At 64.2% G+C, this 24,467-nt stretch carries 21 protein-coding genes and 1 pseudogene; 16 read left to right on the top strand and 6 right to left on the bottom strand.

Features of this window, described 5'->3' with window-relative positions; all coding sequences use genetic code 11:
- Positions 1 to 45 precede the first annotated feature (45 nt).
- The 4 genes from BRPE64_RS29075 (at position 46) to BRPE64_RS29060 (ending at position 3,371) form a co-directional block, all read left to right on the top strand.
- On the top strand, positions 46 to 825 hold the full coding sequence (locus BRPE64_RS29075; RefSeq protein WP_016348577.1) for an acetoacetate decarboxylase: 780 nt from the start codon (positions 46 to 48) through the stop codon (positions 823 to 825).
- Between the two features lie 33 nt (positions 826 to 858).
- Positions 859 to 1,641: a 3-hydroxybutyrate dehydrogenase gene (locus tag BRPE64_RS29070; protein ID WP_016348576.1), complete on the top strand. Its 783-nt coding sequence runs from the start codon at positions 859 to 861 to the stop codon at positions 1,639 to 1,641.
- A gap of 10 nt (positions 1,642 to 1,651) precedes the next feature.
- Positions 1,652 to 2,920, top strand: a complete 1,269-nt coding sequence (locus tag BRPE64_RS29065) for a DUF3734 domain-containing protein (protein ID WP_016348575.1) — start codon at positions 1,652 to 1,654, stop codon at positions 2,918 to 2,920.
- A 70-nt stretch (positions 2,921 to 2,990) separates the two neighbouring features.
- Positions 2,991 to 3,371 (top strand): VOC family protein, encoded by a 381-nt coding sequence (locus BRPE64_RS29060; protein ID WP_016348574.1) that lies wholly within the window; start codon positions 2,991 to 2,993, stop codon positions 3,369 to 3,371.
- A 3-nt stretch (positions 3,372 to 3,374) separates the two neighbouring features.
- Here BRPE64_RS29060 and BRPE64_RS29055 read toward each other — a convergent pair whose 3' ends face one another.
- Positions 3,375 to 4,334: a LysR family transcriptional regulator gene (locus tag BRPE64_RS29055; protein ID WP_016348573.1), complete on the bottom strand. Its 960-nt coding sequence runs from the start codon at positions 4,332 to 4,334 to the stop codon at positions 3,375 to 3,377.
- Between the two features lie 118 nt (positions 4,335 to 4,452).
- Here BRPE64_RS29055 and BRPE64_RS29050 point away from each other — a divergent pair, with 118 nt between their 5' ends.
- The 6 genes and pseudogenes from BRPE64_RS29050 to oiaK all read left to right on the top strand — a co-directional run bounded on the left by BRPE64_RS29050 (position 4,453) and on the right by oiaK (position 12,291).
- Positions 4,453 to 5,871, top strand: a complete 1,419-nt coding sequence (locus tag BRPE64_RS29050; RefSeq protein WP_016348572.1) for a M20 family metallopeptidase — start codon at positions 4,453 to 4,455, stop codon at positions 5,869 to 5,871.
- Positions 5,872 to 5,896: 25 nt separating this feature from the next.
- A complete protein-coding gene (locus BRPE64_RS29045; protein WP_144063593.1) occupies positions 5,897 to 7,174 on the top strand; it encodes an MFS transporter in 1,278 nt (425 codons plus the stop codon).
- A 251-nt stretch (positions 7,175 to 7,425) separates the two neighbouring features.
- Positions 7,426 to 8,772 (top strand): annotated as a pseudogene (locus BRPE64_RS29040) (MFS transporter).
- A gap of 19 nt (positions 8,773 to 8,791) precedes the next feature.
- Positions 8,792 to 9,622: a phosphogluconate dehydrogenase C-terminal domain-containing protein gene (locus BRPE64_RS29035; RefSeq protein ID WP_016348567.1), complete on the top strand. Its 831-nt coding sequence runs from the start codon at positions 8,792 to 8,794 to the stop codon at positions 9,620 to 9,622.
- Positions 9,623 to 9,670: 48 nt separating this feature from the next.
- Positions 9,671 to 10,921 carry a ribulose-bisphosphate carboxylase large subunit family protein gene (locus tag BRPE64_RS29030; protein ID WP_173405483.1) on the top strand — a complete coding sequence of 417 codons (1,251 nt, stop codon included), beginning with the start codon at positions 9,671 to 9,673 and terminating at the stop codon, positions 10,919 to 10,921.
- Entirely contained in the window at positions 10,918 to 12,291 is a 1,374-nt protein-coding gene (oiaK, locus tag BRPE64_RS29025; RefSeq protein ID WP_016348565.1) for a 3-oxo-isoapionate kinase OiaK, read from the top strand. The genes BRPE64_RS29030 and oiaK overlap by 4 nt, the downstream gene beginning before the upstream one ends.
- 446 nt (positions 12,292 to 12,737) lie before the next feature.
- Here oiaK and BRPE64_RS29020 read toward each other — a convergent pair whose 3' ends face one another.
- Positions 12,738 to 13,670 carry a LysR substrate-binding domain-containing protein gene (locus BRPE64_RS29020; protein WP_016348564.1) on the bottom strand — a complete coding sequence of 311 codons (933 nt, stop codon included), beginning with the start codon at positions 13,668 to 13,670 and terminating at the stop codon, positions 12,738 to 12,740.
- 259 nt (positions 13,671 to 13,929) lie between these two features.
- On the opposite strand from BRPE64_RS29020, the gene BRPE64_RS29015 reads away from it, so the two are divergent.
- The 3 genes from BRPE64_RS29015 (at position 13,930) to BRPE64_RS29005 (ending at position 16,558) form a co-directional block, all read left to right on the top strand.
- On the top strand, positions 13,930 to 14,238 hold the full coding sequence (locus BRPE64_RS29015; RefSeq protein WP_016348563.1) for a DUF4148 domain-containing protein: 309 nt from the start codon (positions 13,930 to 13,932) through the stop codon (positions 14,236 to 14,238).
- 265 nt (positions 14,239 to 14,503) lie between these two features.
- Positions 14,504 to 16,150 carry a DNA-binding protein gene (locus BRPE64_RS29010; RefSeq protein ID WP_016348562.1) on the top strand — a complete coding sequence of 549 codons (1,647 nt, stop codon included), beginning with the start codon at positions 14,504 to 14,506 and terminating at the stop codon, positions 16,148 to 16,150.
- 12 nt (positions 16,151 to 16,162) lie between these two features.
- The gene (locus BRPE64_RS29005; protein WP_016348561.1) at positions 16,163 to 16,558 is read left to right on the top strand and encodes a hypothetical protein; all 396 of its coding nucleotides are present in this window, start codon (positions 16,163 to 16,165) and stop codon (positions 16,556 to 16,558) included.
- A 20-nt stretch (positions 16,559 to 16,578) separates the two neighbouring features.
- Here the strand turns inward: BRPE64_RS29005 and BRPE64_RS29000 are convergent, their stop codons facing one another.
- Positions 16,579 to 18,765, bottom strand: coding sequence for an NHL repeat-containing protein (locus BRPE64_RS29000; RefSeq protein WP_016348560.1), 2,187 nt, complete (start codon positions 18,763 to 18,765; stop codon positions 16,579 to 16,581).
- Between the two features lie 143 nt (positions 18,766 to 18,908).
- Here BRPE64_RS29000 and BRPE64_RS28995 point away from each other — a divergent pair, with 143 nt between their 5' ends.
- The 3 genes from BRPE64_RS28995 (at position 18,909) to BRPE64_RS28985 (ending at position 21,448) form a co-directional block, all read left to right on the top strand.
- Positions 18,909 to 19,745: an AraC family transcriptional regulator gene (locus BRPE64_RS28995; protein ID WP_016348559.1), complete on the top strand. Its 837-nt coding sequence runs from the start codon at positions 18,909 to 18,911 to the stop codon at positions 19,743 to 19,745.
- Positions 19,746 to 19,828: 83 nt separating this feature from the next.
- A complete protein-coding gene (locus BRPE64_RS28990) occupies positions 19,829 to 20,218 on the top strand; it encodes a cupin domain-containing protein (protein WP_044043855.1) in 390 nt (129 codons plus the stop codon).
- A gap of 75 nt (positions 20,219 to 20,293) precedes the next feature.
- Positions 20,294 to 21,448 carry an NYN domain-containing protein gene (locus tag BRPE64_RS28985; protein ID WP_016348557.1) on the top strand — a complete coding sequence of 385 codons (1,155 nt, stop codon included), beginning with the start codon at positions 20,294 to 20,296 and terminating at the stop codon, positions 21,446 to 21,448.
- Positions 21,449 to 21,459: 11 nt separating this feature from the next.
- On the opposite strand, the gene BRPE64_RS28980 is transcribed toward BRPE64_RS28985, so the two are convergent.
- The 3 genes from BRPE64_RS28980 to BRPE64_RS28970 all read right to left on the bottom strand — a co-directional run bounded on the left by BRPE64_RS28980 (position 21,460) and on the right by BRPE64_RS28970 (position 24,229).
- On the bottom strand, positions 21,460 to 22,854 hold the full coding sequence (locus BRPE64_RS28980) for an HdeD family acid-resistance protein (RefSeq protein WP_044043854.1): 1,395 nt from the start codon (positions 22,852 to 22,854) through the stop codon (positions 21,460 to 21,462).
- A 192-nt stretch (positions 22,855 to 23,046) separates the two neighbouring features.
- Positions 23,047 to 23,835 carry an alpha/beta hydrolase gene (locus BRPE64_RS28975; protein ID WP_044043852.1) on the bottom strand — a complete coding sequence of 263 codons (789 nt, stop codon included), beginning with the start codon at positions 23,833 to 23,835 and terminating at the stop codon, positions 23,047 to 23,049.
- A 49-nt stretch (positions 23,836 to 23,884) separates the two neighbouring features.
- Positions 23,885 to 24,229 carry a DUF4148 domain-containing protein gene (locus tag BRPE64_RS28970; protein ID WP_016348553.1) on the bottom strand — a complete coding sequence of 115 codons (345 nt, stop codon included), beginning with the start codon at positions 24,227 to 24,229 and terminating at the stop codon, positions 23,885 to 23,887.
- Positions 24,230 to 24,467 lie beyond the last annotated feature (238 nt).

Genomic DNA, 24,467 nt, shown 5'->3' with positions numbered 1-24,467 from the left:
CGTCTGCATCTACCATCGTGCCTGTTCTCAACCCAGGGCCGAAAAATGAAAGAAGACGACATCCGCAGAAATGCCTTTGCAATGCCCGTGCACAGTCCCGCTTATCCGCGTCCGCCGTTTCGCTTTCTCAATCGCGAGTACTTCATCATCTCTTACGAGACTGATCTCGATGCATTGCGCGCCGTGGTTCCGGAGCCGCTCGAAGTAGACAGCGGTCTCGTGCATTACGAGTTCATTCGCATGCCGGATTCATCCGGTTTCGGCGATTACACCGAAAGCGGTCAGGTGATCTCGGTGGTCGATCCGGACGGCAACAAGGCCAGCTATACGCATGCGATGTATCTCGACGACGAAGGTCCGATCGCCGGTGGCCGCGAAATCTGGGGCTTTCCGAAGAAGCTGGCGTCGCCGCGTCTTTCGGTCGATGGCAAGGACACGCTGCTCGGCACGCTCGACTACGGCACGCAACGCATCGCGACCGGCACGATGGGCTACAAGTATCGTCCGCTCGATCTCGAAGCCGAGCGCAAGAAACTCGCCGAAACGCCCAACTATCTGCTGAAGGTGCTGCCGCATGTCGATGGCACTGCGCGCGTCTGCGAACTGGTGCGCTTCTTCCTGCGCGACGTCACCGTGACGGGCGCATGGGAAGGCCCCGCCGCGCTCGAACTGCACGCGCATGCGCTCGCGCCGGTCGCGAGTCTGCCGGTACGCCGCGTGGTCGGCGCGCGGCATGTCATCGCGAATCTCACGCTCGATATCGGCGAAGTTGCCTACGACTATCTCGCTCCCGCCGACAACGTCAGGCTGGCAGTCAATCAGTAACGTCGAACCTATTCACTCAAGAGGAACACACACATGGCACTGCAAGGGAAAGTCGCGCTCGTGACGGGCGCAGCAAGCGGCATCGGTGAACAGACGGCGCGCAAGCTCGCAGCCGACGGCGCGGCTGTCGTCATCGCCGACCTGAATCTCGCGAATGCGCAGACGGTCGCGGACAGCATCGTCGCCACGGGCGCGAAGGCGATCGCCGTCGCCATGGACGTGACGAACGAAGACGCGGTGAACGCGGGCATCGAAGAGACGGTCGCGAAGCTCGGCGGCATCGACGTGCTCGTGTCGAACGCGGGCATTCAGATCGTCGCGCCGATCGAGGAATACGCGTTCGCCGACTGGAAGAAGATGCTCGCCATCCATCTCGACGGCGCGTTCCTCACGACGAAGGCCGCGATCAAACACATGTACGCGTCGGGCAAGGGCGGCTCGATCATCTATATGGGCTCGGTGCATTCGCACGAAGCGTCGAAGCTGAAGTCGGCGTATGTGACCGCCAAGCACGGGCTGCTCGGGCTCGCGCGCGTCGTCGCGAAGGAAGGCGGTCCGCGTGGCGTGCGCGCTAACGTGGTGTGCCCCGGTTTCGTGCGCACGCCGCTCGTCGAGAAGCAGATTCCGGAGCAGGCGAAAGCCCTCGGCATTTCCGAAGCCGACGTCGTGAAGAACGTGATGCTCAAGGAAACGGTCGATGGCGAGTTCACCACCGTCGCCGATGTCGCCAACACGGTTGCGTTCCTCGCGGGCTTCGAGTCGAACGCGCTCACCGGTCAGTCGGTCGTGGTGAGCCACGGCTGGTTCATGCAATAAGGAGAACCCAATGCGCCGCAGTCAACGCAACACACTCACGCAGCCCAATCCACTCGCGCTGCCGGGCTACGATGACATTTGCCTCGTGCTGCAAGGCGGCGGCGCGCTGGGCTCGTATCAGGCCGGCGTGTTCGAAGGTCTGGCCGAAGTCGGCGTCGAACCGACGTGGACATCGGGCATTTCGATCGGCGCGTTGAATACCGCGATCATCGCGGGCAACGCGCCCGAGAATCGCGTGGCCGCGCTGAGCGGCTTCTGGAACACGATCTGCCAGCCTGCCGATCTCGTCGGGCACGTCGGCGCTTTTCTGCCCGCGACGTTCGGCTTTGCCAACCTCGGCCGCAAGTTTTCGAGCATGTGGGCGGCGATGCGCGCGCTGACCGAAGGACAGAAAGGTTTCTTCTCGCCGCGCATCGAGGTGCCTAATTTCGTGCCGAGCACGAAGAGCAAGCGCCCGAGCGAAGTGAGCTTCTACGATACGTCCGCGTTGCGCGAGACGCTGCTGCGCTTCGCCGACTTCGACCGCATCAACGATGGCGCCATGCGCGTGTCGGTCGGCGCGGTCAACGTGCGTACCGGCAATCTCGTGTATTTCGACAACACGAAGATGCGTCTCGCGCCCGAGCATTTCATGGCGTCGGGCGCGTTGCCGCCGGGTTTTCCGGCAGTGGAGATCGACGGCGAATTCTATTGGGACGGCGGGCTCGTCTCGAATACGCCGTTGACGGAAATTTTCCGCGAGTGTCAGCACAGGGACACACTCGTGTTTCAAGTCGATCTGTGGAGCGCGAGCGGCACGCTGCCGGGCGATTTTCTCGACATCAGCGAACGCACGAAGGACATTCAGTATTCGAGCAGAACGCGCGCGATCACTGATTTCGTCGCGCACAATCAGAAGCATGCGCGGCTCATCAAGGAGTTGCTCGAACATATTCCCGAGAAAACACGGCGCGCGCATCCGATGTTGCGCGACGCGCAGAAGGCCGCGGACGGCGGCGCGGTGAATGTCGTGCATCTGATCTACAAGAACAAGTTCTTCGAAGGCCATTACAAGGACTTCGAGTTCAGCAACGACACGATGGACGAGCACTGGGCAAGCGGACTCGAAGACATCCGCCGTTCGTTCGGACATCCGGAATGGTTCGAGATTCCGAGCCACGATCTCGGCTTCGTCACGCATGACGTGCATCGCTACGAACCGGCGCCGAAGGCTGTCGCCGAAAGCCCGAAGGCTGTGTCGAAGTCACTCGACGATGTCGATGTCGCGGAAGGCGTCTGAGCGTCCTGCGACACGCGTTCGCGGGTTTCATTTACGCTAGATATCCCAGTCACCACAATTCGAGGACGTTATGAACGAATGGAAGCCCGCGAACTATCCGTCTGTCAGCCCTTATCTCGTTTGCGATGATGCGCCAGGCATCATTAGTTTTCTCGAACGCGTCTTCGACGGCGTGCTGATGCGGCGCTTCGACGGTCCCGACGGCTCGCTGATGCATGCGGAAGTGCGCATCGACGACAGTATCGTGATGATCGGCGGCGGCGCGGGCGGTGCGTCGTCGTCGGGGCCGCATGTCCATGTGTATGTGCGCGATGCGCAGGCCGTCTACGATCGCGCGCTGCAAAACGGCGCGCAAGCCGTGCAGCCGCCCACGCGCAAACGCGCCGACGACGACTTCCGCGGCGGCTTTCGCGATGCCGCCGGCACGACGTGGTGGGTCTCCACGCAGTGACCGCTAGCGCTTCTTCTTCCTCGCGGACGCAGACGCAGACACCGGCGCAGCCGCGGCCGGCTTGCCGAGGCTTTCACGCAGCGCGTCCGTCAGCGTCTTGAGAAACTGATCGACGGCGGGCGGCAACCGCCGTTCGCGCATCAACGTGACTTGCAGCAGGCGCTCGTTCAGCAAGGGTTCGTCGATAGGCGTGGCGACGAGCGTCGGCGGGCCGGGATCGCCTTCCAGCGCAACCGCGCTGCCGAGCGTGATTGCGCCGGTGAGCGCGGCGAAGTGATGCATCGCGCTCGAATTGTTGCTCGTCAGGACCGGCTCCAGATGCACGCCGCGCGCCGAGCAGCACCAGTCGATCAACTGCCGCACGGTGGTTCCGCGATCGAGCACGGCCGTCGGATATTGCAGGATGTCGTCGAGCGTGAGGTTCGGCTTGCCCGCGAGCGGATGCGTCGGCGGCAGCAGCGCGCAGACCGGCGCCTTCACGCTGTATTCGACACTGAGCGCCGTTGAGGTCGACGTCGAGAAGGCGAGGCCGATATCGACTTCGCCGCTCGCCACCCAATGCTCGACCTGCGCGGGCGAGCCCGAACGCATCATGAAACGCGTGCGCGCATGCGCGCGATAATGCGCCGCCATCACGCTCGGTAAAAAGCAACGCGTGAAGCCCTCCGTGCAGCCGATGCGCACGTTGCCGTGCTTGAGCGCATGCATCTCCGAAATTTCATCGAGCACGGCGTCGCCGTCCATCAGCGCGCGGCGCGCGTGCTGCACGAGCAATTCGCCCGCTTCGGTCAGGATCATGCCGCGCGGCATGCGTTCGAAGAGCGGCGCGCCCGCCTGTTCTTCCAGCTTCGCGATCTGCCGGCTGATGGCCGACACGGCCACATGAAGCTGTTCCGATGCCGCCGCGAGCGAGCCCGAACGCGCGACCTCCACGAAGTATTTGAGTGCGATTCCATGCAGCATCGTGCTTGCCCGTGCGTTGCCTTTTCGGCAAGGGTAGCTGCAAATATTGAAATTGTCGCGAATTTTTGGCGTTTCTAGACTGGGCTGGAATTGCATAGCTCACGTTTTTGGAGACGCCGTGAAAGAACCCCAGAACACTCGCGCAAGCGCCATCGACATCGCGTGCAAGGCATTCGATTCGGGCGCTTTTTTCACCGATTTGCAGCGTCGTGTCGCGTTTCGCACCGAGAGCCAGAACGGCGAAAATCCCGCGCTGCACGCTTATCTCACCGACGAAGTCAGCGACACGCTCGCGCGTCTCGGCTTTACGGCGCGCGTCGTGGCGAATCCCGTCGCGGGCGGGCCGCCGTTTCTGATCGCCGAGCGCCATGAATCCGCTGATTTGCCCACCGTGCTGACCTACGGCCACGGCGATGTCGTGCGCGGTTACGACGAGCAATGGCGCGCGGGTCTGAAGCCGTGGGAGATCGTCGTCGATGACGAGCGCTGGTACGGCCGCGGCACCGCCGACAACAAAGGTCAGCACTCGGTCAACTTCGCCGCACTCGCCGCGACCTTGCAGGCGCGCGAAGGCAAGCTGGGCTACAACGTGAAGGTGATCTTCGAGACCGGCGAGGAGATCGGCTCGCCGGGCCTCGACGAAGTCTGCGCCGCGCACAAGGACGCGCTCGCGGCGGACGTGTTCATTGCCTCCGACGGGCCGCGCGTGTCGGCCGAACGTCCGACGCTCTTTCTCGGCTCGCGCGGCGGCGTGCCGTTCGAACTCACCGTGAACCTGCGCGAAGGCGGCCACCACTCGGGCAACTGGGGCGGCGTGCTGCGCAATCCGGCGGTCGTGCTGTCGCATGCGATCGCGAGTCTGATCGATCGCGACGGACGCATTGCCGTCGACGGGTTGCGCCCGCCGCCGATCACGGATGCGGTGCGCGAGGCGCTCGCGGATATCGAGCTCGGCCGCGACGAAAGTTCGCCCGACATCGATCCGAACTGGGGCGAGCCGGGCCTGACGCCGACCGAACGCGTGATCGGCTGGAATGCGCTCGAAGTGCTCGCGATGAAATCCGGCAACGCCGATGCGCCCGTCAACGCCATTCCGCCCGTCGCGAAGGCCGTGTGTCAGTTGCGCTTCGTGGTCGGCACGGATTGGGAACATTTGCAAACGCATCTCGAACGTCATTTCGCGCAACACGGCTTCACGGAGGTGACGGTGAAGGCTGCGCGCGGCACGCCCGCGACGCGCCTCGATCTCGACGATCCGTGGGTGCACTGGGCGCTCGACTCGATGCGCACGACCACCGGCAAGAAGCCCGCGCTGTTGCCGAACCTCGGCGGCACCGTGCCCAACGATGTCTTCGCGAAGACGCTCGGCCTGCCGACGCTCTGGGTGCCGCATTCGTATCCCGCCTGCAACCAGCACGCGCCGAACGAGCACGTTCTGGCGCCCGTCATGCGCGAAGCGCTCGGCGTGATGGCGGGCCTTTGGTGGGATCTCGGCGAGACGGGCACGGCGATTGTCGCCGCGCGCGACGCCCGCTGACCGGCCACTTCACTTACACGCGGACATCATGAAGAAAAAGCCCCTGAGCCTGACGCAGATCGTGCTCGCGACTTCGGTCGGCAACGCGCTTGAATGGTTCGACATCGCGATCTATGCGTTCTTCGCCGTGTATATCGCGAAGAACTTCTTCCCGGCCGCGAACGAGACGGCGTCGATGCTGCTCACGTTCGGCTCGTTCGGCGCGTCGTATCTGGTGCGCCCGATCGGCGGCATGGTGCTCGGCGCCTATGCCGACCGGCGCGGGCGCAAAGCGGCGCTGATGATGTCCGTCGCGCTGATGATGATCGGCACCGCGATCATCGCGCTGATTCCGACGTATGCGTCGATCGGACTGTTCGCGCCGGCGGGCGTGTTCATCGCGCGGCTGATTCAGGGCTTTTCGGCGGGCGGCGAGTTCGGCCCCTCGACGGCGATGCTGATCGAGCATGCGCCCGACCGGCGCGGCCTGCTCGCGAGCTGGCAGTTCGCGACGCAAGGGCTTGCCACGCTGATGGCTTCGATCTTCGGCTTCGCGCTGGCCAAGCTGATGCCCGCGGCGGAACTCGCGGCGTGGGGCTGGCGCATTCCGTTTTTCTTCGGCTTGCTGATCGGGCCGGCGGGCCTGTTCCTGCGCCGCTATCTCGAAGACGCCGCCGATTACACCGAAGCGCAGCACACGGCCACGCCGATCCGCGATGTCTTCACGCATCAGAAGGCATTGCTGCTCGTGTCGATCGGCGCGCTGACGGTGTCGACGGCGGTCAACTATCTGCTGCAATACGTGCCGACGTTCGCGATCCGCGAGTTGCATCTCGATGCATCGACGGGATTCGCCGCAAGCACGGTCGGCGGCCTGATGCTGACGCTGGTCACGCCGTTCGCGGGTCATCTCTCCGACAGGATCGGCCGCGTGAAGCAGATGTCGACGGCGGCGCTGCTGTTGTTCGTGACGGGCTATCCGGCGTTCGCGTATGTCGTGTCGCACGTGTCGGTGCCGGCGTTGTTCGCGCTCGTGGCGTGGCTCGCGCTGTTGAAGGCGATCTACTTCGGCGCGCTGCCGGCGCTGATGTCGGAGATTTTCCCGGTGTCGACCCGCGCGACGGGCATGTCGATCGGCTACAACATCGGCGTGACGGTGTTCGGCGGGTTCACGCCCGCGATCATCATCTGGCTGCTGAGCGCGACCGGGAGCAAGGCGGCGCCGAGTTTCTACATGATGTTCACGGCGGTGATCAGTCTCGCGGCGCTGGCGGCGGTGAGCCGGGGAGGCGGAACGCCGCGTTCCGCGCGTCTTGCTGCCTGACGCTTCGATTCATAACGCATTGGAATGCCGTGCTCAGCGCGGCATTTTTTTTGCCGCGAAGATTACGTCATCGTTGTGAGTTTTAATCTGGACGGAAGCCCAAAAAACCGTCGTTTAGATGGAATTTTCCGCACGCAGATGTGAGAAAAAATCGAGCGATTCACACGTTTCCACCTATATTTACGACTCCCCGACGATGGTCTACTCATCGCACCAGTTGACCACACCCGTGCGCTACGTCTGGAGGAGACATGAACGTTGCAGAAACGCAGTCCGTCGAGCGATCGGCGATCAGGAAAGTGTCGTGGCGGCTCGTGCCGTTCGTCGCGCTGATGTTCTTCATCAACTTCCTCGACCGGACCGCGATCTCCTTCGCCGGTCCGAACGGGATGAACAAGGACCTGGGTCTCACCGCCGCGCAATTCGGACTCGCGGCGGGCGTGTTTTTCGTCGGCTATATCGTGCTGGAGATTCCCAGCAATCTCGCGCTGCACAAGTTCGGCGCGCGCCGCTGGCTCGCGCGCATCATGGTGACGTGGGGCGTGGTTGCGCTGCTGTTCACGTGGGTGAGCAGCATCAACGGACTGTAAACGCTGCGCTTTCTGCTGGGCGTCGCTGAAGCGGGCTTCTTTCCCGGCGCGATTCTGTTCCTCAGCATGTGGGTGCCCGCCAAGCATCGCAGCCACATCCTCGCGCTGTTCTATCTCGCGCAGCCGCTCACCATCGTCATCGGTGCGCCGCTTGCCGCGTTGCTGATTCAGGCGAACGGGCTCTTCGATCTCGCCGGCTGGCGCATCATGTTCTTTGGCGTCGCGATTCCGGCCATTCTCGTCGGCGTGATTGCGTGGTTTTATCTGACCGACAAGCCCGCCGACGCCAAATGGCTCACGCCCGCCGAACGCGACTGGCTGGTTGCGCGTCTCGACGAAGAAGACCGCGCGAAGGGCGCATCGGCGAGCAAGGGCCACGGCAATCCGCTTGCCGCGCTGACGAGCGGCCGGGTCTGGCTGTTCGCGCTGATGTACTTCGGCCTGATCTACGGTCTGTACGCACTCGCGTTCTTCCTGCCGACGATCATCGGTGGCTTCGAGGCGCGCTTCGGCACGCACTTCAACGTGTTCCAGAAAGGCCTGATCACCGCGGTTCCGTATCTGCCGGCCGCCATCGTGCTGTTCCTGTGGAGCCGTGACGCGACCCGGCGCGGCGTGCGCTCGTGGCATATCGCGGTGCCGGCGCTGATCGGCGCAGTGAGCGTGCCGCTCGCCATGCAGATGGGCTCGCCCGCCGCGACCATCGCTGTGATAACCGTGCTGGCCTGCGCGATCTTCTCCGCGCTGCCGAACTTCTGGGCGCTGCCCGCGCGCTTTCTGTCGGGTGCGGCCGCTGCCGCCGGCATCGCGCTGATCAACACGGTCGGCAATCTGGCGGGCTTCGTCGCGCCGTATATCACCGGCATGGCGAAGGACATGACCGGCTCGTATCAACTGCCGATGCTGATCGTCGGCGCCATGATGCTGATGTCCGCCGCACTCGCGCTGGCGATCGGACGCACCAGCCGGGAGCGGACGCCCGAAGCCGTCGCCGCTAACGCACATTAAACACATTGGAGATATCGACATGAACGAGAAAATTGCATTGTTCGGCGCAGGCGGAAAGATGGGCGTGCGCCTGTCCAGCAACCTGCTGAAATCGGACTATCGCGTGGCGCACGTCGAGCCGGGCGCGGCCGGGCAGAAGCGTCTGAAGGACGAACTGGGCATCGAATGCGTGTCCGAGGACGCGGCGCTCGACGGCGCGCAGGTCGTCATCCTCGCGGTGCCCGACACGCTCATCGGCAAGCTCTCGCATGCCATCGCGCCGAAACTGCCCGCCGGCACGATGATCATGACCCTCGACGCCGCCGCTCCGTTCGCGGGCCATCTTCCGGAGCGCCAGGACCTGACGTACTTCGTCGCGCATCCGTGTCATCCGATCATCTTCAATTACGACCTCGACGAAAAGTCGGTCCACGATCACTTCGGCGGCGCGCACGCGAAGCAGTCGATCGTCAGCGCGCTGATGCAGGGGCCGGAAGAGGCGTTCGATCTCGGCGAAGCTGTCGCGAAGGTGATCTACGCGCCGATCCTGCGCTCGTATCGCCTGACCGTCGATCAGATGGCGATTCTGGAGCCGGGTCTTTCGGAAACGATCTGCGCGACGCTGCTCTACGTGATGCGCGAGGCGATGGACGAGACCGTCAGGCGCGGCGTGCCCGAACAGGCGGCGCGCGACTTCCTGCTGGGCCACATGAACATTCTCGGCGCGGTGATTTTCAACGAGATTCCCGGCGCGTTTTCCGATGCGTGCAACAAGGCGATCGAGTTCGGCAAGCCGCGTCTCATGCGCGACGACTGGAAAAACGTGTTCGATCGCGAGGAAATCGCGGAGAGCATTCGCCGGATCACCTGATGCGCCGCGTGGCATCGGCATGTGAATGATTGAACCGCCATCGAGGAAATGACTGTGACCGAACGCATCCACGCCACTTACTGGCTCGAAACGGGCGTCGACCCGCGTATTGCCGCCGAGACCATCGCGGGCGAGCAGTCGAGCGGTACCTTCATCGCGCTGCCCAACGAAACGCCGGAGCTGAAGGCGCGTTCGGGCGCGCGCGTCGAACGGCTCGACGTGCTCGGCACGAGCGACACGCCGAGTCTCACGGGCGGCGCAACATCGAACTGCTATACGCAATGCGCGCTCGAACTTTCCTGGCCGATCGAGAACTTCGGGCCGTCGCTGCCGAATCTGATGTCGACGATCGCGGGCAATCTGTTCGAGTTGCGGCAGGTGTCGGGCTTGCGGTTGACGGGCCTGCGTCTGCCGGCTTCGTTCGCAAAGGCGTATCCGGGACCGGCGTTCGGCATCGAGGGCACGCGCACGCTGACGGGCGTAACGCACGGGCCGCTGATCGGCACCATCATCAAGCCGAGCGTGGGACTCTCGCCTGCGCAGACGGCGGAACAGGTGCAGGCGCTGGTGGCGGGCGGCATCGATTTCATCAAGGACGATGAACTGCAGGCCGACGGCTCGCATTGCCCGTTCGACGAACGCGTGCGCGCGGTGATGCGCGTCGTGAACGATCACGCCGAACGCACCGGCAAGAAGGTGATGGTCGCGTTCAACGTGACCGGCGATCTCGACGAAATGAAGCGCCGCCACGATCTCGTGCTCGAACAGGGCGGAACGTGCGTGATGGCGGTGCTCAACTCGATTGGTCTCGTCGGCATGCGCGAGTTGCGCCGCCACAGCCAGTTGCCGATTCATGCGCATCGTGCGGGCTGGGGCTATCTGACGCGCAGCGCGGCGCTCGGCTGGGACTACGCGCCGTGGCAGATGCTGTGGCGTCTCGCGGGCGCGGATCATCTGCATGTGAACGGCTTGCGCAACAAGTTCAGCGAGCCGGACGACAGCGTGATTGCGGCGGCGCGCGCGGTGCTCACTCCCGTCATGGACGCCGCGCCGATGACCGCGATGCCCGTCTTCAGCTCCGGCCAGACGGGCCTGCAAGCCGCGGACACGTACGCCGCGATCGGCTGCGCGGATCTGATCCACACGGCGGGCGGCGGCATCTTCGGCCATCCGGGCGGCGTGGCGGCGGGCGTCGAGGCGCTGCGCGAAGCGTGGGTCGCGGCGATCGAAGGCGTGCCGATCGCCCGTCAGGCCGAACGCAATCCCGCGTTGAAGGCCGCGCTGGAGTTCTGGACATGACAGCCGCGAACGATGCCGCATGGCCGGACGGCCTGCTGCTCGCCTATTACGGCGACGACTTCACCGGCTCCACCGACGCCATGGAAGCGATGACCGCCGCCGGCGTGCCGACGCTCCTGTGCCTGCAAGCGCCCACGCCCGAATTGCTCGCGCGCTTTCCGGACGTGCGCTGCGTGGGGCTTGCGGGGTCGTCGCGCGGGCGCTCGCCGCAATGGATGGACGACGAATTGCCGCGCGCCTTCGCGAGCCTCGCGGCGCTCGGCGCGCCGGTCCTGCAATACAAGGTGTGCTCGACATTCGATTCGTCGCCGCAGACGGGCTCGATCGGACGCGCGATCGACATCGGCGTGACGCAGATGCGCGGCAAGTGGTCGCCGATGATCGTCGGCGCGCCGCGTCTGAAGCGCTATCAGGCGTTCGGCAATCTGTTCGCGGTGGTGGACGGCGAGGGCTTCCGTCTCGACCGTCACCCCACGATGTCGCGTCATCCCGTCACGCCGATGAACGAGGCCGACTTGCGCGTGCATTTGCGCCGCCAGACGGCGCGGCGCATCGAGCTGGTCGATTTCGTGCGGCTGCGTTCGCCCGAGGCCGAGCCGCATCTGCACGCGTTGCTGAGCGACGATATACCTGTCGTCATGATCGACGTGCTCGACGAAGCCACGCTCGCGGCGGCGGGCAAGCTCGTCTGGGACGCACGCGGCGAAGGCGTGTTCACGGCGTCGTCGTCGGGGCTGCAATATGCGCTCGCGGCGCATTGGCGCGCGTGCGGGCTCGTTCCGCAGACGCCGGGCTTGCCCACGGCATCCGCTGTCGATGTGATCGCCGCCGTCAGCGGAAGCTGTTCGCCGGTCACGGCCGCGCAGATTCGCTGGGCGCGCGACAACGGCTTCTGCGTCGAACGGCTCGATTTGCGCCGCGCGCTCGATGCACAGACGCGCGACGCCGAAGTCGAACGCGTGGTCGGCATCGCGTCGCACGCCGTGAGCCGCGGCCAAAGCCCGCTGGTGTTCAGCGCCGAAGGCCCCGACGATCCGGCCGTGCTCGATTTCGACGCCATCGCCGCCGACGCTGCGCTTGCGCGTGCCGAAGCCGCGCGTCGAGTGGGCGAAGCGCTCGCCGACGTCATGCGCCGGCTGCTCGAACGCACGCCGTTGCGACGCGTGGTCGTCGCGGGCGGCGACAGTTCCGGCGAAGTGGCGAGCAAGCTCGGCATCTCCGCGCTGAGCGTCGTGGCGGGCATGGCGCCGGGCGCGCCGCTGTGCCGCGCATGGTCCGACGACCCCGCGCGCGACGGCCTCGAGATCGTGCTGAAGGGCGGGCAGATCGGCGGCGTGTCGTTCTTCGGCGCGGTGCGGGCGGGCGCGTGATGATTTCGATGCGATGAATCATCGAAGTTGAGTTATTTCGATGATCAATGTATTGATCGGCTTCGACTCGATGGCGGTGCTTCCTGCTTAGCTTGCCAAAAAACCGCAATACAAATTTTGACGACCCTGGTTCGTCAGGGAAAGCCACGACGTTCGATATTCTCGTTTCCTAAGCAAAATAAGGAGACGAGAGAGGAACGTGTGGTATTTGGATTCGGCAAATGGCAACCGTCCTACAACACTCTGGACGTGCCGTTGAATATCGCGGTAGAAGTTCGGCCGTAGATATTGACTTCGACTCCCGTCATGGACAACCGAATCCGCACGCGCATAACTGGGATGGGCTTAAGCGCCATCAAGGCTCGTCAAGCGCCCCAACGCGCAGTCGTTCGAACCTAAGCCATACCACTTCCATCCCTCACGCACCAACGCGCGCCACACCAAACTCATCCCCCTCCAAGCATCGCGCCATCCGACGCACGCAAAAACGCCGTCATCTCCTTCAGACTCTCGTTCATCTCTTCGCTCAACCACTGTTCGAGCTGCGCGACATCGGCGTGGGCGCGCAGATGCGGCGCGATCCACAACACCAGTTGACGCGGCCCCGGCGCGAAGCCGAACGGTGCGATCAGCTTGCCGGAAACGAGGTCGTTCATGACGAGCATCTGCGGCGCGAGCGCGACGCCCAGACCGCATGCGGCGGCCTGAATCAGCAGGTAGAAGTGCTCGTAGACATCGGTGAGCGCGCCGGATACGGGCGCGCTGTCCGTCGCGGCGAACCAGTCGGACCACGCTTCGGGACGCGTGCGCGTGCTGAGCAGCTTCGCGCGCGCGAGATCCGCGGGCGCGGCCAGGCCGATCGATTGCGCATACTCCGGCGAGCACACCGGGCCGATCCATTCGTCGATGAGCCTGCGCGTGATCGCGTCTTTCGGCGGCGCGATGGTGCTCGCGCGAATCGCGACGCTGATCTTGTCGCGCACGAAATCGATCTGGTCGTAGTTCATGTTGAACTTGAGCTCGGTCTGCGGATAACGCCGATGAAACCCCGCGATACGCGGAATCAGCCAGTTCATCATGATGCTCGCCGAGCACGACAGCGTGAGCGGCTCGGGCTTGAGTTGCTCGATGCTCGCATCGATGAGACTGAACGCGGTCGTCAGGCCCTCGGCGAGACGCTTGCCTTCGGGCGTCGGGTCCGACGACTGTGCCGAGCGCACAAGCAGCGTGATGCCGAGCGTGTCCTCCAGCGCCTTGACCTGACGGCTGATCGCGCCGTGCGTAACGCACAGTTCCTGCGCGGCCAGCGTCATGCTGCGCAGGCGCGCCACGGCCTCGAACGCGCGCAAGGCGTTCAGCGATGGACGCGGGGTCTGCATGGCTCTCCTCCGTGATTGATCGAGATCGTTTCGCGCCGCGATACGGCCACGCCGATTGTAGACCGCATGCGGTCCTCGACGGCCGGTTTGTATCGCACTGTATCCGCATGGCCGGACGACACACGGCGACTCATAACGCCGCTTACGCGAAACATGCCAGATACGTCCCGCGGTTTTAATACCTCCAGGCCCGAACGATTCGAAAACAAACGGCGAATCGCCGGGCAGACATCCATCACATTCTCTGGAGGTTGAAATCATGAAAAGCATTCAATCGCTTATCGTTGCCGTGGCGCTCGCGCTTCCGGCCTTGTCGTTCGCACAATCGAATCAGCCGGTCACCCGCGCCGAAGTGCGCGCTCAACTCGTCGAGCTGGAACAGGCCGGCTACGATCCGTCGAGCGACCAGACGCAATATCCGCGCAACATCGAGGCCGCGCAGGCGCGCCTGAACGCGCAGAAAGGCGTCACGGCCTATGGCGCGTCGGCGAACGGCAGCGCGGTGTCGGGCGCGCGCTCGACGGATTCCGGCGTCATCGGCCTCGGCTCCGTGTACGCGCGGCCGTAAGCGTCGTGCAACCGGCGGCATCGGGTCCGAACGAAATCGACCGTTCGGACCCGATACGTTTTTTTGCGACAGATGCACTCGAATTGGCAGTGGCGCAGGCGATACACTCTCGTTGAAAAATGACCTTCACGCGCGGCTTGTGACGCACTGTGAAAGATGTTCGCGGAAAGTCGGTATCATCCATTTCCGCCCGACGCGGATTCCGCCAAATGTAACAACGTATCGCAGTTTTTTGCGTGCGACGCCACTGATTTCGAGGCGCAATATGCCCAACGACGTAGACATCATCACCGACGAGCAGATCGCTTCGATCGCCGACCGCCTGAGCGCCGAAGGCCGCAAGGTCTCCCCTGTAACCGTCTGGGCGGAGGCGCGCGGCGCGTCGATCGTCGCCATCGGCGCCGGCCTGCAGCGCTGGCGCGACGCGCAACAGACGCACACCCCGCAACCGGCCCCGGCCGCCTTGCCCGACGACCTCGCCGACTCGCTCATGAACGTGGCGCGCCGGCTCTGGTCGGTTTCACGCGACGAGACCGAGCGCGCCGCCGGTCAGCGTCTTTCCGCGACGAGCCAGCGGCTCTCCACGGCGCTGTACGAGCGCGACGAAGCGCTCGCCGAATTCGAACGGACGAACGCGGATGCCGCGAAGCATCGTCAGGAACTGGACGATCTCGCGGCCAAGCTGCGCGAATCCGAGGAAGCGATTGCGCGCGTGCGGGAAGAGTTCGCCGAAGCCACGGCGCGCGCGCAGGCCGTCGAGGCGCGCGCAGCGATGGAACAGTCGCAATTGCAGGCCGTGAAAGAATCGCTCGAAGAGCAGCGCCGCACGAACGAAACGCTGAGCTCGATGATCGCCGGCAAGGACGAAGAGATCGCGCGCATCACGCAGGAACGCGATCAGGTCCGGCAGGATCACGCAAGCGTGCAGACGCTCATCGCCGGAAAGGACGAAGAGATTGCGCGCATCGAGCAGGAACGCGACCAGGTCCGGCAGGATCATGCGAGCGCGCAGACGCTCATCGCCGGCAAGGACGAAGAGATCGCGCGCATCGAGCAGGAACGCGATCAGGTTCGGCAGGATCATGCGAGCGCGCAGACGCTCATCGCGGGTAAGGACGACGAAATTGCGCGCATCGTGCAGGAACGCGATGCAGCACGCGACGAGCACGCCGCGTTGAACCAGACGTCGCAAGCGCATTCGGAAGAAACGACCGCGCGTGCGCAAGCCGCCGAATCGCGCGCAAGCGAGAGCCTCGAGCGCATCGCCGCGCTGGAAGCCGAACTGAACGAAGCGCGTACGGCGCTGGCGTCGGAGCGCGAGACATCGGCCACGCATGGCGACGAAGCATCGGCGCAGCGCGAGCAGATTCAGCGCATGAACGGCGAACTGGAAGAAGCGCGGACGCAACTCGGCCGCCTGACCGAAGAACGGACGGCCGAAAGCGCCGAACTGGCACGCGTGTCCGGCGAAGTGAACGCGCTGCGCGAACGCGCCGAAGCGGCGGAGAAAAACGCGACGGACCTCGCGAAGCGCCTCGTCGAGAAAGAGCAGAGCGACGAGGCGGAAATCGCTTCGCTGCAGCGGCAGATTTCGGCGCAGGCCAAGTCGCATTCGAAGGCCTACGACGAACTGCGTGCCAACGCCGAGCAATGGGTCACCTACGCGAAAGACCTGCGTCAGCGTCTGGACGTGGCCAGCGAAAAGATTCTTTTCATCGATGCCCGCAGCACCGGCGAAGTCGCGCTCATGCGCAGGCTCGCGGTCGAACTGGAGCGTCTGAAGCCGGATCACGAACTGGTCTTGCGCGAGGCGCAACAGAGGCTGATCGGGGACAAGATGTCGCAGCAACTCGCGCAGAAGGGCTACCGCTACGATCAGGCGACGGCGGTCATGTCGAAGATCGAAGGCTGACGGACGCGCGCCATGGAAACGCGGACCATCGCCGTGTTTATCGGGCGCGACTGGCGCGAGCTTTATGACGCGATCTGGCGTCCCGACGTGTTCCCGACCTGGGCGTCGGGGCTCGCGCAATCCACGCTGGAAGACTGCGGCGATCACTGGCGCGCTCGCGGGCCGGCAGGCGATGTAACGATTCGCTTTACCGGCCACAACGCGTTCGGCGTGATGGATCATCGCGTGTCTCTTCCGAACGGCGACGAAGTGTATGTGCCGCTGCGGGTGTTTCAGAACGGCGCGGGCGCGGAAGTGGCGCTCACGCTGTTTCGTCAGCCGGGCATGTCGGACGAAAAATTCGCCGCCGATGCCGACTGGGTGCGCCGCGATCTTGCCACGCTCGCCGCGCGTCATTCGAAAGCGTAGCGAAGGCATGACGGCGCGCTTTACGGCGTCCACTGATACATCAAGATCTTCGCGCGGGCGTCGTCTTCCACGAGGACGACATACTCTCCGTTCGCCCGCCGCATTGCGCTGATCCCCAGTTCCACATCCACATGGCCGCTCGTGCCGCCTACATTCGCGCCCGGCGTCATGTAGCCGACCGGCGCGCCGGTGCGCGCGTCGTACACGTCGATCTTCTGCGTATATAGCTCCGCGACGAACAGATAATCGCCCGCCGTCGCAAGGCCGACAGTCGTCACGGGTGGCGTGCTCGCGGTATTCCACGGCAGCGCAATGCCGTACGTCATGACCGGCGTGCCCGCGCTCCAGTTGTCGTAGCGCGCGAGATACGGTCCGGCTTCTTTCCAGCGCGTGGCATCGTAAGGAACGGCTTGCGTGAAGCCCGTGATGTACATCGTGTCCGTTTCGGCGACATACAGCACACGTCCGATGCGCGTGAACGGCGCGGGCATCGCGTAGGTCTTCGCCGCCGCGTACGAATAGACCGGATTGCCGAGCGCATCGAAGCTTTGCACCGGCATCTGGCGAATGCCGCTCGTCGGCGTGCCGAACCAGACGCCGCCCGTCGCATCGACCCAGATAAAGCTGTTGCCGACCGCGCTGCCCGTCGCGGGATTGGCGGTGAATTCGGTGTCGTCGAGGCGGCCGTCGCCGTCGATGTCGCGCCACATCCATTCGCCCCACGCCGGCTGATTCGCCGGAAAGCCGCCCGCAATGAAGCTTTCCGCGAACATGCCCGACGGAATCGCGATACTGCCGTGCGCCGTATCGAAGCGATGTACGTAGAGTTCGTGCGAATACGGATCGAGCGTGTACAGATAGGGCCGGTTGCCGTTGAGACGCCGCACCATCGGTTCGCCGCGCACGTCGCGCCCGATATGCAGTTCCGGATCGTCCGGATAGCCGATACGATCGACGGTATAGGCCGCGTAGGTCCATTGCTTGCCGGGCGGCTTGGTCCAGTCGATCGTAAAGATTTTCGAGCCGGTGTAGACGGTGTTCGGCGCGCCCGGATCGAAGGCCGCGCCGTCGACGAACACGAGGCCGTCGAGTTCCCACAGCAGCGAACGCGAGATGCCCTTGAACGCCTGCAGCACCGCGCCCGAGCCGACCGAAGCCGAGTTCAGCGCGCGCGGTCCTTCGCCGTTCTGGCCGACGTACAGATTGCCCGCCGCATCGAAGCCGATACCGGTCACGAAGTTCAGCCGCCCCGCCTCGATCTTGCCTGCGGGCGCGTGATTCACGCCGTTCAACGTGCCGACGGGCGCCGCGGCCAACAGCATGCCCGCGGCGGTTTTTTTGTACGGACGGATTTGCTGGGCCGGTCCGATATCGGCGATATAGAGGTCGCCCGACGGCGCTATCGTGAGATCCGCGGGCACGGCGCCGTTGGGCAGCACCGGCGCGCCGCCGAGCTGCGCGCCTGCCGCCGAATAGTGCACGATCGACGCGCCCGCGATGATCCACAGCGATCCGTCCGCATCGAGCGCAATGCGTCCGATACGTTTGCCCGGTGCCGCCGTCGCGACATCGAACGCGCGTTTGCGGCGCATCGTATTCGCATCGAACACGATGATGCGGTTCGAATATTGATCGGCGACGAAAAGTTCGCTCTCGTTCGCCGCGAGCCCGCGAATGCCGGCGTCGGTGCTGGCGGGAACGGTATCGACGATCAGGAAACTGTTCTTCGACGCGTTCGCGCTGTTCCCCACGCCGCCCGCGAACGGCGCGCCCTGCGCGATATTGCCGATCGCGCGCCGCGTGATGCCGAACCACGTATAGCCGTTCGGCGGATAGTCCGCGCCGACGAGCCCGCCGCCCTGATTGCCGATCGACATCGCGGCGTAGAGATAGCTGCCGTTCGACGTGACGGCGTCGCCGCCCGCCGCGCCCCAGCCGTGCGTCGCGCCCGCCACCGCAATGCGGTCGCCGTTGCGGTAGGCGGCGATCTCGGCGCCGCTCTCGTCCCACGGCGAGTTGGTGTAGACGGTGCCGTCGGCGGCGACGTCGAGCGCCTGGATGTCCTGCTGCATCCATTTGCCGTCGCCGAAACCGAAGCTGTTGCCGATCCACGAAGTCGTGGCCGCGAGTTGCGACGGCGCGGCGTGTGCGTGCGGCGCGAGGCTCAGCGCCGCGAGAGAGGTCATCAATAAGGCAAATCGTTTCATCGCCCGGTTCCTTGCTTCAGGGGCCGCTATTGTGCTTAACGGCCCGATCAAGCGTTGCTTGAGACAGAACTTCCATGCACGACGACGGTGCGCATCGGCTAGTATGAAACCGGGCGATGACATCGGCACTGGATTGACTCGACATGAACGATCGCAACAAGGCAGCGGCATCGGACTGGGTGCGGCGCGCGGAACCGACAGAAGGTATCGAACGGATCGAGGCGTGGTTCGGCGGCAAGGCTTACGGCATGCATCGCCACGACACCTATGCGATCGGCCGCACGCTCGCGGGCGTGCAGAGCTTCAACTACCGGCGCGGGCTGCGTCACAGCGTGGCGGGACACACGATGGTCCTGCATCCCGACGAGCCACACGACGGTCAGGCGGGCACCGGCGAAGGCTTTCGCTATCGCATGCTATACGTCGATCCGGCGCTGATTCAGGCGATTCTCGGCGGCCGGGCGCTGCCGTTCATCGAAGGCGGCGTCACCACCGATTCACGCGTGTCGCGCGCAACCGAAGCCCTGCTGCAACGGACCGAAGGCGCGCTGCCGCCGCTCGAACCGCTCGAACAACACGATGCGCTGACGGAACTGGCGCTGGCGCTCGCTCAGGCGTCGGGAGCCGGAAGCGTTGCTGGTAGCGGCGATTACGCGAGTGCCGTGCGCGCGCACGATTTTCTGCATGCGAATTGCGAGCGCGTCATTACGCTTGACGAACTGGAACGCGTGACGGGGCGCGATCGTTTCGCGTTATCGCGCGATTTCCGCAAGTTCTACGGCACGAGCCCGTATCGATATCTGACAATGCGCCGTCTCGATCTCGCGCGGCGTCTCATGCTTGCCGGCACGCCGCTCGCCGATGTCGCCGCGTATGCGGGCTTCGCGGATCAAAGTCATATGACGCGGCAGTTCACGCAGGCCTACGGCATGCCGCCCGCGCGCTGGCGTGCGCTGGCGGGCGGCATCGCATTGCGCTGAACGGTTGCACGATCGTTCAAGACGCGCGCATGATGCGGACGTTACGCTGGGCTTCGTTCATCGTCATTGATACGGAGCACATCATGTCGTCCATTCCCTCTTCGCGCGGTCAGCGCATCGCAATCGATCCTCTCGACAAAGCGAGTCGAATCGAAGGCTTCTGGCAACAGCGCGTGATTGCCGAAATGAACGATTACCAGTTCAAGGTCGCGCGCGTCGAAGGCGATTTCATCTGGCACAGTCACGCGGACACGGATGAAACCTTCATCGTGCTCGAAGGCGAACTGCGAATCGACTTTCGCGACGGCGCGATGCATCTGCGCGCGGGCGAAATCGGCGTCGTGCCTAAAGGCGTGGAGCACAAACCCTATGCCGCGGGCGAAGTGAAGATATTGCTGATCGAGCCGCGCGGCGTGGTGAATACGGGCGCCACGCACAGCGAGCGCACCGCGCCCAACGATATCTGGATTTGACGCCGGACGGAGCCGTACGGTCCGGCACGCTATCATGTGCGTATTCAACCTGTGCCACATGAGCCGGAGAACTGTATGGCTGGACTTCAGGAAAGCGTCAGCATGGCGTTGTTCTGTGATTTCGAGAACGTCGCGTTGGGCGTTCGCGATGCGAAGTACGAAAAATTCGATATCAGACCCGTGCTTGAACGCCTGTTGCTGAAGGGAAGCATCGTCGTCAAGAAAGCGTATTGCGACTGGGATCGTTACAAGGGCTTCAAGGCCTCGATGCACGAGGCCAGTTTCGAACTCATCGAAATACCGCATGTGCGGCAGTCGGGCAAGAACTCGGCCGATATCCGGCTCGTCGTCGATGCGCTCGATCTCTGCTACACGAAATCGCATGTCGATACCTTCGTCATCATCAGCGGAGACTCGGATTTCTCGCCGCTGGTCTCGAAGCTGCGCGAGAACGCGAAGAAGGTGATCGGTATCGGCGTGAAGCAATCGACATCGGATCTGCTCGTCGCCAATTGCGACGAATTCATCTTCTACGACGATCTCGTGCGCGAGCAGCAACGCGCCATCGCCCGCGAAACGCGCGAAGCACGACGCGCCTCCGACGAAGAGCGTCAGCCGAAGCAGGAAATGGAATCGCGCAAGTCGCAGGCCATTGCGTTCGCGGTCGAAACGTTCGAGGCGCTGGCGTCGGAGCGCGGCGAGAGCGGCAAGATCTGGGCATCGGTGCTCAAGAGCGCGATCAAGCGCCGCAAGCCGGGCTTCAGCGAAGCGCAATACGGCTTCAGGGCGTTCGGCAATCTGCTCGATGAAGCGCAATCGCGCGGTCTGCTCGAAGTCGGACGCGACGATAAATCCGGCTCGTTCGTCTATCGCTCAGTGCAGGCGAGCGCGGCCGATATCAGGCAAGCCGAGACGGCGAGCGCACCGCGAGAAACCGAAGTCAGCGGGAACGTTCATCACAAGTCCGCGCAGGAGTCACGCGCCGTCGCGGAACGTGAGGCGCCCGAAGCGCTGCCGGTCGAGCCGAAGAAGAAAAAGACGCCCGCGCCGCGTCGTGCGCGCAAGACCGCAGCGAAAAAACCGGCGCCTGTCGATGTTCCGCAGGAAGTCGAAGCGCCCGCGCCCGCGGAAGCCGTAGTCGCGGAGGCGCGGCCTGCGAAGCCTGCGCGCAAGTCGTCTTCGCGTACGGGACGCTCGCGCAAGGCCGTCGAGAAAGTGCGCGAGCAGTGAAAGCGCGCGGCTCAGTCCATCGTGGCTGAAGCCGTTTCGCGCGCCTGTGCGGCGGCATGTTCCTCGGCGCGCCAGCGTTGCCGCGAGCGATACATCGTCGCCAGCGCAATGCGCGCCATCTTCACCCAGCCCGACGGACGCGGGTCCGCGAGCATGCTGAGCGCGCGCGCATAGTCGAGCGTGAGACCCGGCGTCCACGCCATCGTGGCGGCGCGTTTGCGCACCTGCGCGGCGACCCACAGTTCGGGCGTCGTCATGATGCGCACCAGCGGCCGCCATCCGCCGCCCGTGCCCCACACGCGCGCGGACGCGCCTTCTATCGCGGCTTCCAGCGCGCGCGCCACGGTGCTCGAACAGTTGCGATAGGTGAGGTTATAGGTCTCGTCGCGGCGATACTCGTTCCAGAAGCGCGCAAGCCGTCCCGGATCGTAATTGCGGATGCGCACCTGCTGCGTCGACGGGCACCATGCCTTCGATTCCGTCGCGTAGTCGGGCTGGAAGAGGCCGGGGACATCGTTCTCGCGCGTCGCGCGCAGCGTGCGTGAGAACTCGTTCGGCGAACGGTCGATCTCGACCGCCGGATACAGGCTGATATACACGCCTTCGGGCGACTCCAGCGCGGCGTGACCCGTCGAAATGGTCCCGTTCCTGTCGATGGCGGCAATATAGCGGTCGACGATCAATTGCCGCTTCGCCTGCGTCTTCGCGGTGCCGACGGGCGTCCAGACATGCACGGTCAGTGCCGCTTCGTCGGGGCCCGGCGGGCCGTCGTACACGGTGCCTGCAACGGAAGCAGAAGCCGCACTTGCGTTCAGCGCGGCGGAGGCCGCGTCCTCTTCGACAGCGGGATTCGCCGCCATGCGACGCACGCGCGCCGCAAGCAGAATCATGTTCCAGCCGCCGAAGAAAAGCCCGAACGCGACGCAGTACGCCACGGTGCCCGCGTAATGGTCTGGATACGGCTGATAAAAGAAGATCGCGATGGCGATTTCGAGCACGCCGCCCGCCGTCGCGAGCCGCCATCTGCGGAAGCGGACCACGCGCGCCGAGATGATCTGCAACGCGCCATCGACGAGAAAGAGCGTGCCGAAGATGAGCGACAGCACGAAGTTGCCGTGCTCGCCGCCAATCAGCACGAGCAGCGCCGAAAGGCAGAACGTCGTGCCTTTTACGTAGCGCAGCGTGCGCTGTCCGCCCATGCCGGTCCACGCCACCGCGAGCGTGGCGAGTCCTTCGAGCAGCATCAGCAGCGCGAAGGGCATGATGGGGAAGTACAGGGAGCCGTCGAGCGCGTCCGTGAAGATGACCCCGCCGAGCAGGATGCTGAAGAGGCCGAGCGTCAGCAGCGTGCGCCAGCGCGTGCGCAGGTAATCGACGCCGAGAAGAATCATCACGAGACGAACCATCGCTTCCTCTGTCTGATCATTCATGCCTGATGGGGACGCGGCGTATGCTCCAGGCGCGGCCAGACAATTTATACGGCATCGACGGGTGAAGCGGCAAGAACGAAACGCCGTGTTCCAAGCAAAAATGCAGACGAAAGCGCGCGGCGCCCGTGATACATCCACGAGCGCCGCGCGCCAGCTTTCAATTGTCGCTTACTGCACAGCGTGCTTCGCCGCATCTTCGATGACCGCCGCCACTTGCTTGGGCCGCGATTCGTAGACGGAATGGCTCGCGCCGGGAATCACCGTCATGTGGCTGTGCGCGCGTTCGTAGTACCAGCGTTCCAGATCCGGATTGATGATCTTGTCGTCGCCCGCGACGATGCCCCAGCTCGGCTTCGTCGTCCATGCCGCTGCGGTCAGCGGCGTCGTGAAGACTTGCGCCGCCGTGAGGATCTGCGAATGCGATTCGAACTGCGCCTGCTTGAGCGGCAGATCCGCTGCGAAGTCCTTCGGGAACACCGCCGGGTTCAGATACGTGTAGCCGTCCGCGGTTTTTTCCACCGCGCCCGTCTGCTTCGCAAGGAAGCTGGGCGTCTTCTTGCCGAGCGCGCCTTCGTCTTCGCCCACGTTCGGCGCGTGCGCCGCGACATAGACGAGTCCCGCGACATGCGGATCGACGCCCGCCTCGGTGATGACCGAGCCGCCGTAGCTATGGCCGACCAGAATCGTCGGGCCGTCCTGCAGATCGAGGACGCGCTTGGTTGCGGTGACATCGGCGTCGAACGAGGTCAGGGGCTCCTGAACCAGCGTGACGTGGTAGCCGTCCTTGGTGAGGATGTCGTAGACCGGCTTCCATCCCGAGCCATCGACCCACGCGCCATGCACGAGGACGATGTTCTTGACCGGTGCGTGCGCGGCATCCTGAGCCAGCGCGTTCGTCGATGCGAAAACACCGGCGGACAACGCCAGAACCGAGGCTGCTTGCAAGATACGCTTCATGAAAAACTCCGCTTGAGGCATTGAGAGATCAGCAATCCGGACACGTGGATCAGCTGCCGAAATACGGCTGGCAGAAGTCGACCGGTCCGACGCAGTTGTTCTTCGCGGCGACATGCTTCCCGACGCCCGAAGCGCTCGTGCCGGTCTGTGCACCGCCATATGCTTGTGCGGCGCTGGCGCCTTGCTGCGCGGCGACCTTCGCTTCGGCGGCCTGGATGTCCGACGGGTAGTACGCATCGCTTGCGATTGCCGGGTTATAGCCGGCCTTTTCGACTGCGACGAGATCGGCACGCACTTCGGCACGCGTGACGGGACCGTTCGACTGCGCAAACGCGAACGCCGGAGCGGCAAGCGTGGTGGCGGCGAGGGTCAGGCAAACGAGATACTTTTTCATGGTGAACTCCTTGAGAAGATGATTAGCTATACGAAGCAAACAAAAATGTTTTCACTCCTGTACCGGGCCGTGAGCCGCCGCATCGAGCGACGCTTGCTGGTTTCTGTGTATCTGCTTATTTGCGTATCGCGACCGTGATGACAATGTATCGGCTCGCTCGCCCGGCGACTACACCTACGAAGGAGCGTTCCTGCTTCAACCAAGGTTGCAGCGCCTAAACGTTCGCGTGCAGGATTCG

The organism is Caballeronia insecticola (genome assembly GCF_000402035.1).
GTDB classification, from domain to species: Bacteria; Pseudomonadota; Gammaproteobacteria; order Burkholderiales; family Burkholderiaceae; genus Caballeronia; species Caballeronia insecticola.
Note: the sequence above shows the minus strand (reverse complement) of the source record. Positions and strands in the feature narration are given on the sequence as shown.

What these genes read in the sequence shown, in the direction of transcription:
- BRPE64_RS28985 (WP_016348557.1), top strand. Translation starts at nt 20,294, where the DNA reads ATGGCTGGACTTCAGGAAAGCGTCAGCATGGCGTTGTTCTGTGATTTC.
- BRPE64_RS29060 (WP_016348574.1), top strand. Translation starts at nt 2,991, where the DNA reads ATGAACGAATGGAAGCCCGCGAACTATCCGTCTGTCAGCCCTTATCTC.
- BRPE64_RS29030 (WP_173405483.1), top strand. Translation starts at nt 9,671, where the DNA reads ATGACTGTGACCGAACGCATCCACGCCACTTACTGGCTCGAAACGGGC.
- BRPE64_RS29075 (WP_016348577.1), top strand. Translation starts at nt 46, where the DNA reads ATGAAAGAAGACGACATCCGCAGAAATGCCTTTGCAATGCCCGTGCAC.
- BRPE64_RS29015 (WP_016348563.1), top strand. Translation starts at nt 13,930, where the DNA reads ATGAAAAGCATTCAATCGCTTATCGTTGCCGTGGCGCTCGCGCTTCCG.
- BRPE64_RS29035 (WP_016348567.1), top strand. Translation starts at nt 8,792, where the DNA reads ATGAACGAGAAAATTGCATTGTTCGGCGCAGGCGGAAAGATGGGCGTG.
- BRPE64_RS29065 (WP_016348575.1), top strand. Translation starts at nt 1,652, where the DNA reads ATGCGCCGCAGTCAACGCAACACACTCACGCAGCCCAATCCACTCGCG.
- BRPE64_RS28970 (WP_016348553.1), bottom strand. Translation starts at nt 24,229, where the DNA reads ATGAAAAAGTATCTCGTTTGCCTGACCCTCGCCGCCACCACGCTTGCC.
- BRPE64_RS28975 (WP_044043852.1), bottom strand. Translation starts at nt 23,835, where the DNA reads ATGAAGCGTATCTTGCAAGCAGCCTCGGTTCTGGCGTTGTCCGCCGGT.
- BRPE64_RS29055 (WP_016348573.1), bottom strand. Translation starts at nt 4,334, where the DNA reads ATGCTGCATGGAATCGCACTCAAATACTTCGTGGAGGTCGCGCGTTCG.
- oiaK (WP_016348565.1), top strand. Translation starts at nt 10,918, where the DNA reads ATGACAGCCGCGAACGATGCCGCATGGCCGGACGGCCTGCTGCTCGCC.
- BRPE64_RS29000 (WP_016348560.1), bottom strand. Translation starts at nt 18,765, where the DNA reads ATGAAACGATTTGCCTTATTGATGACCTCTCTCGCGGCGCTGAGCCTC.
- BRPE64_RS29020 (WP_016348564.1), bottom strand. Translation starts at nt 13,670, where the DNA reads ATGCAGACCCCGCGTCCATCGCTGAACGCCTTGCGCGCGTTCGAGGCC.
- BRPE64_RS29005 (WP_016348561.1), top strand. Translation starts at nt 16,163, where the DNA reads ATGGAAACGCGGACCATCGCCGTGTTTATCGGGCGCGACTGGCGCGAG.
- BRPE64_RS28995 (WP_016348559.1), top strand. Translation starts at nt 18,909, where the DNA reads ATGAACGATCGCAACAAGGCAGCGGCATCGGACTGGGTGCGGCGCGCG.
- BRPE64_RS28990 (WP_044043855.1), top strand. Translation starts at nt 19,829, where the DNA reads ATGTCGTCCATTCCCTCTTCGCGCGGTCAGCGCATCGCAATCGATCCT.
- BRPE64_RS29010 (WP_016348562.1), top strand. Translation starts at nt 14,504, where the DNA reads ATGCCCAACGACGTAGACATCATCACCGACGAGCAGATCGCTTCGATC.
- BRPE64_RS28980 (WP_044043854.1), bottom strand. Translation starts at nt 22,854, where the DNA reads ATGGTTCGTCTCGTGATGATTCTTCTCGGCGTCGATTACCTGCGCACG.
- BRPE64_RS29070 (WP_016348576.1), top strand. Translation starts at nt 859, where the DNA reads ATGGCACTGCAAGGGAAAGTCGCGCTCGTGACGGGCGCAGCAAGCGGC.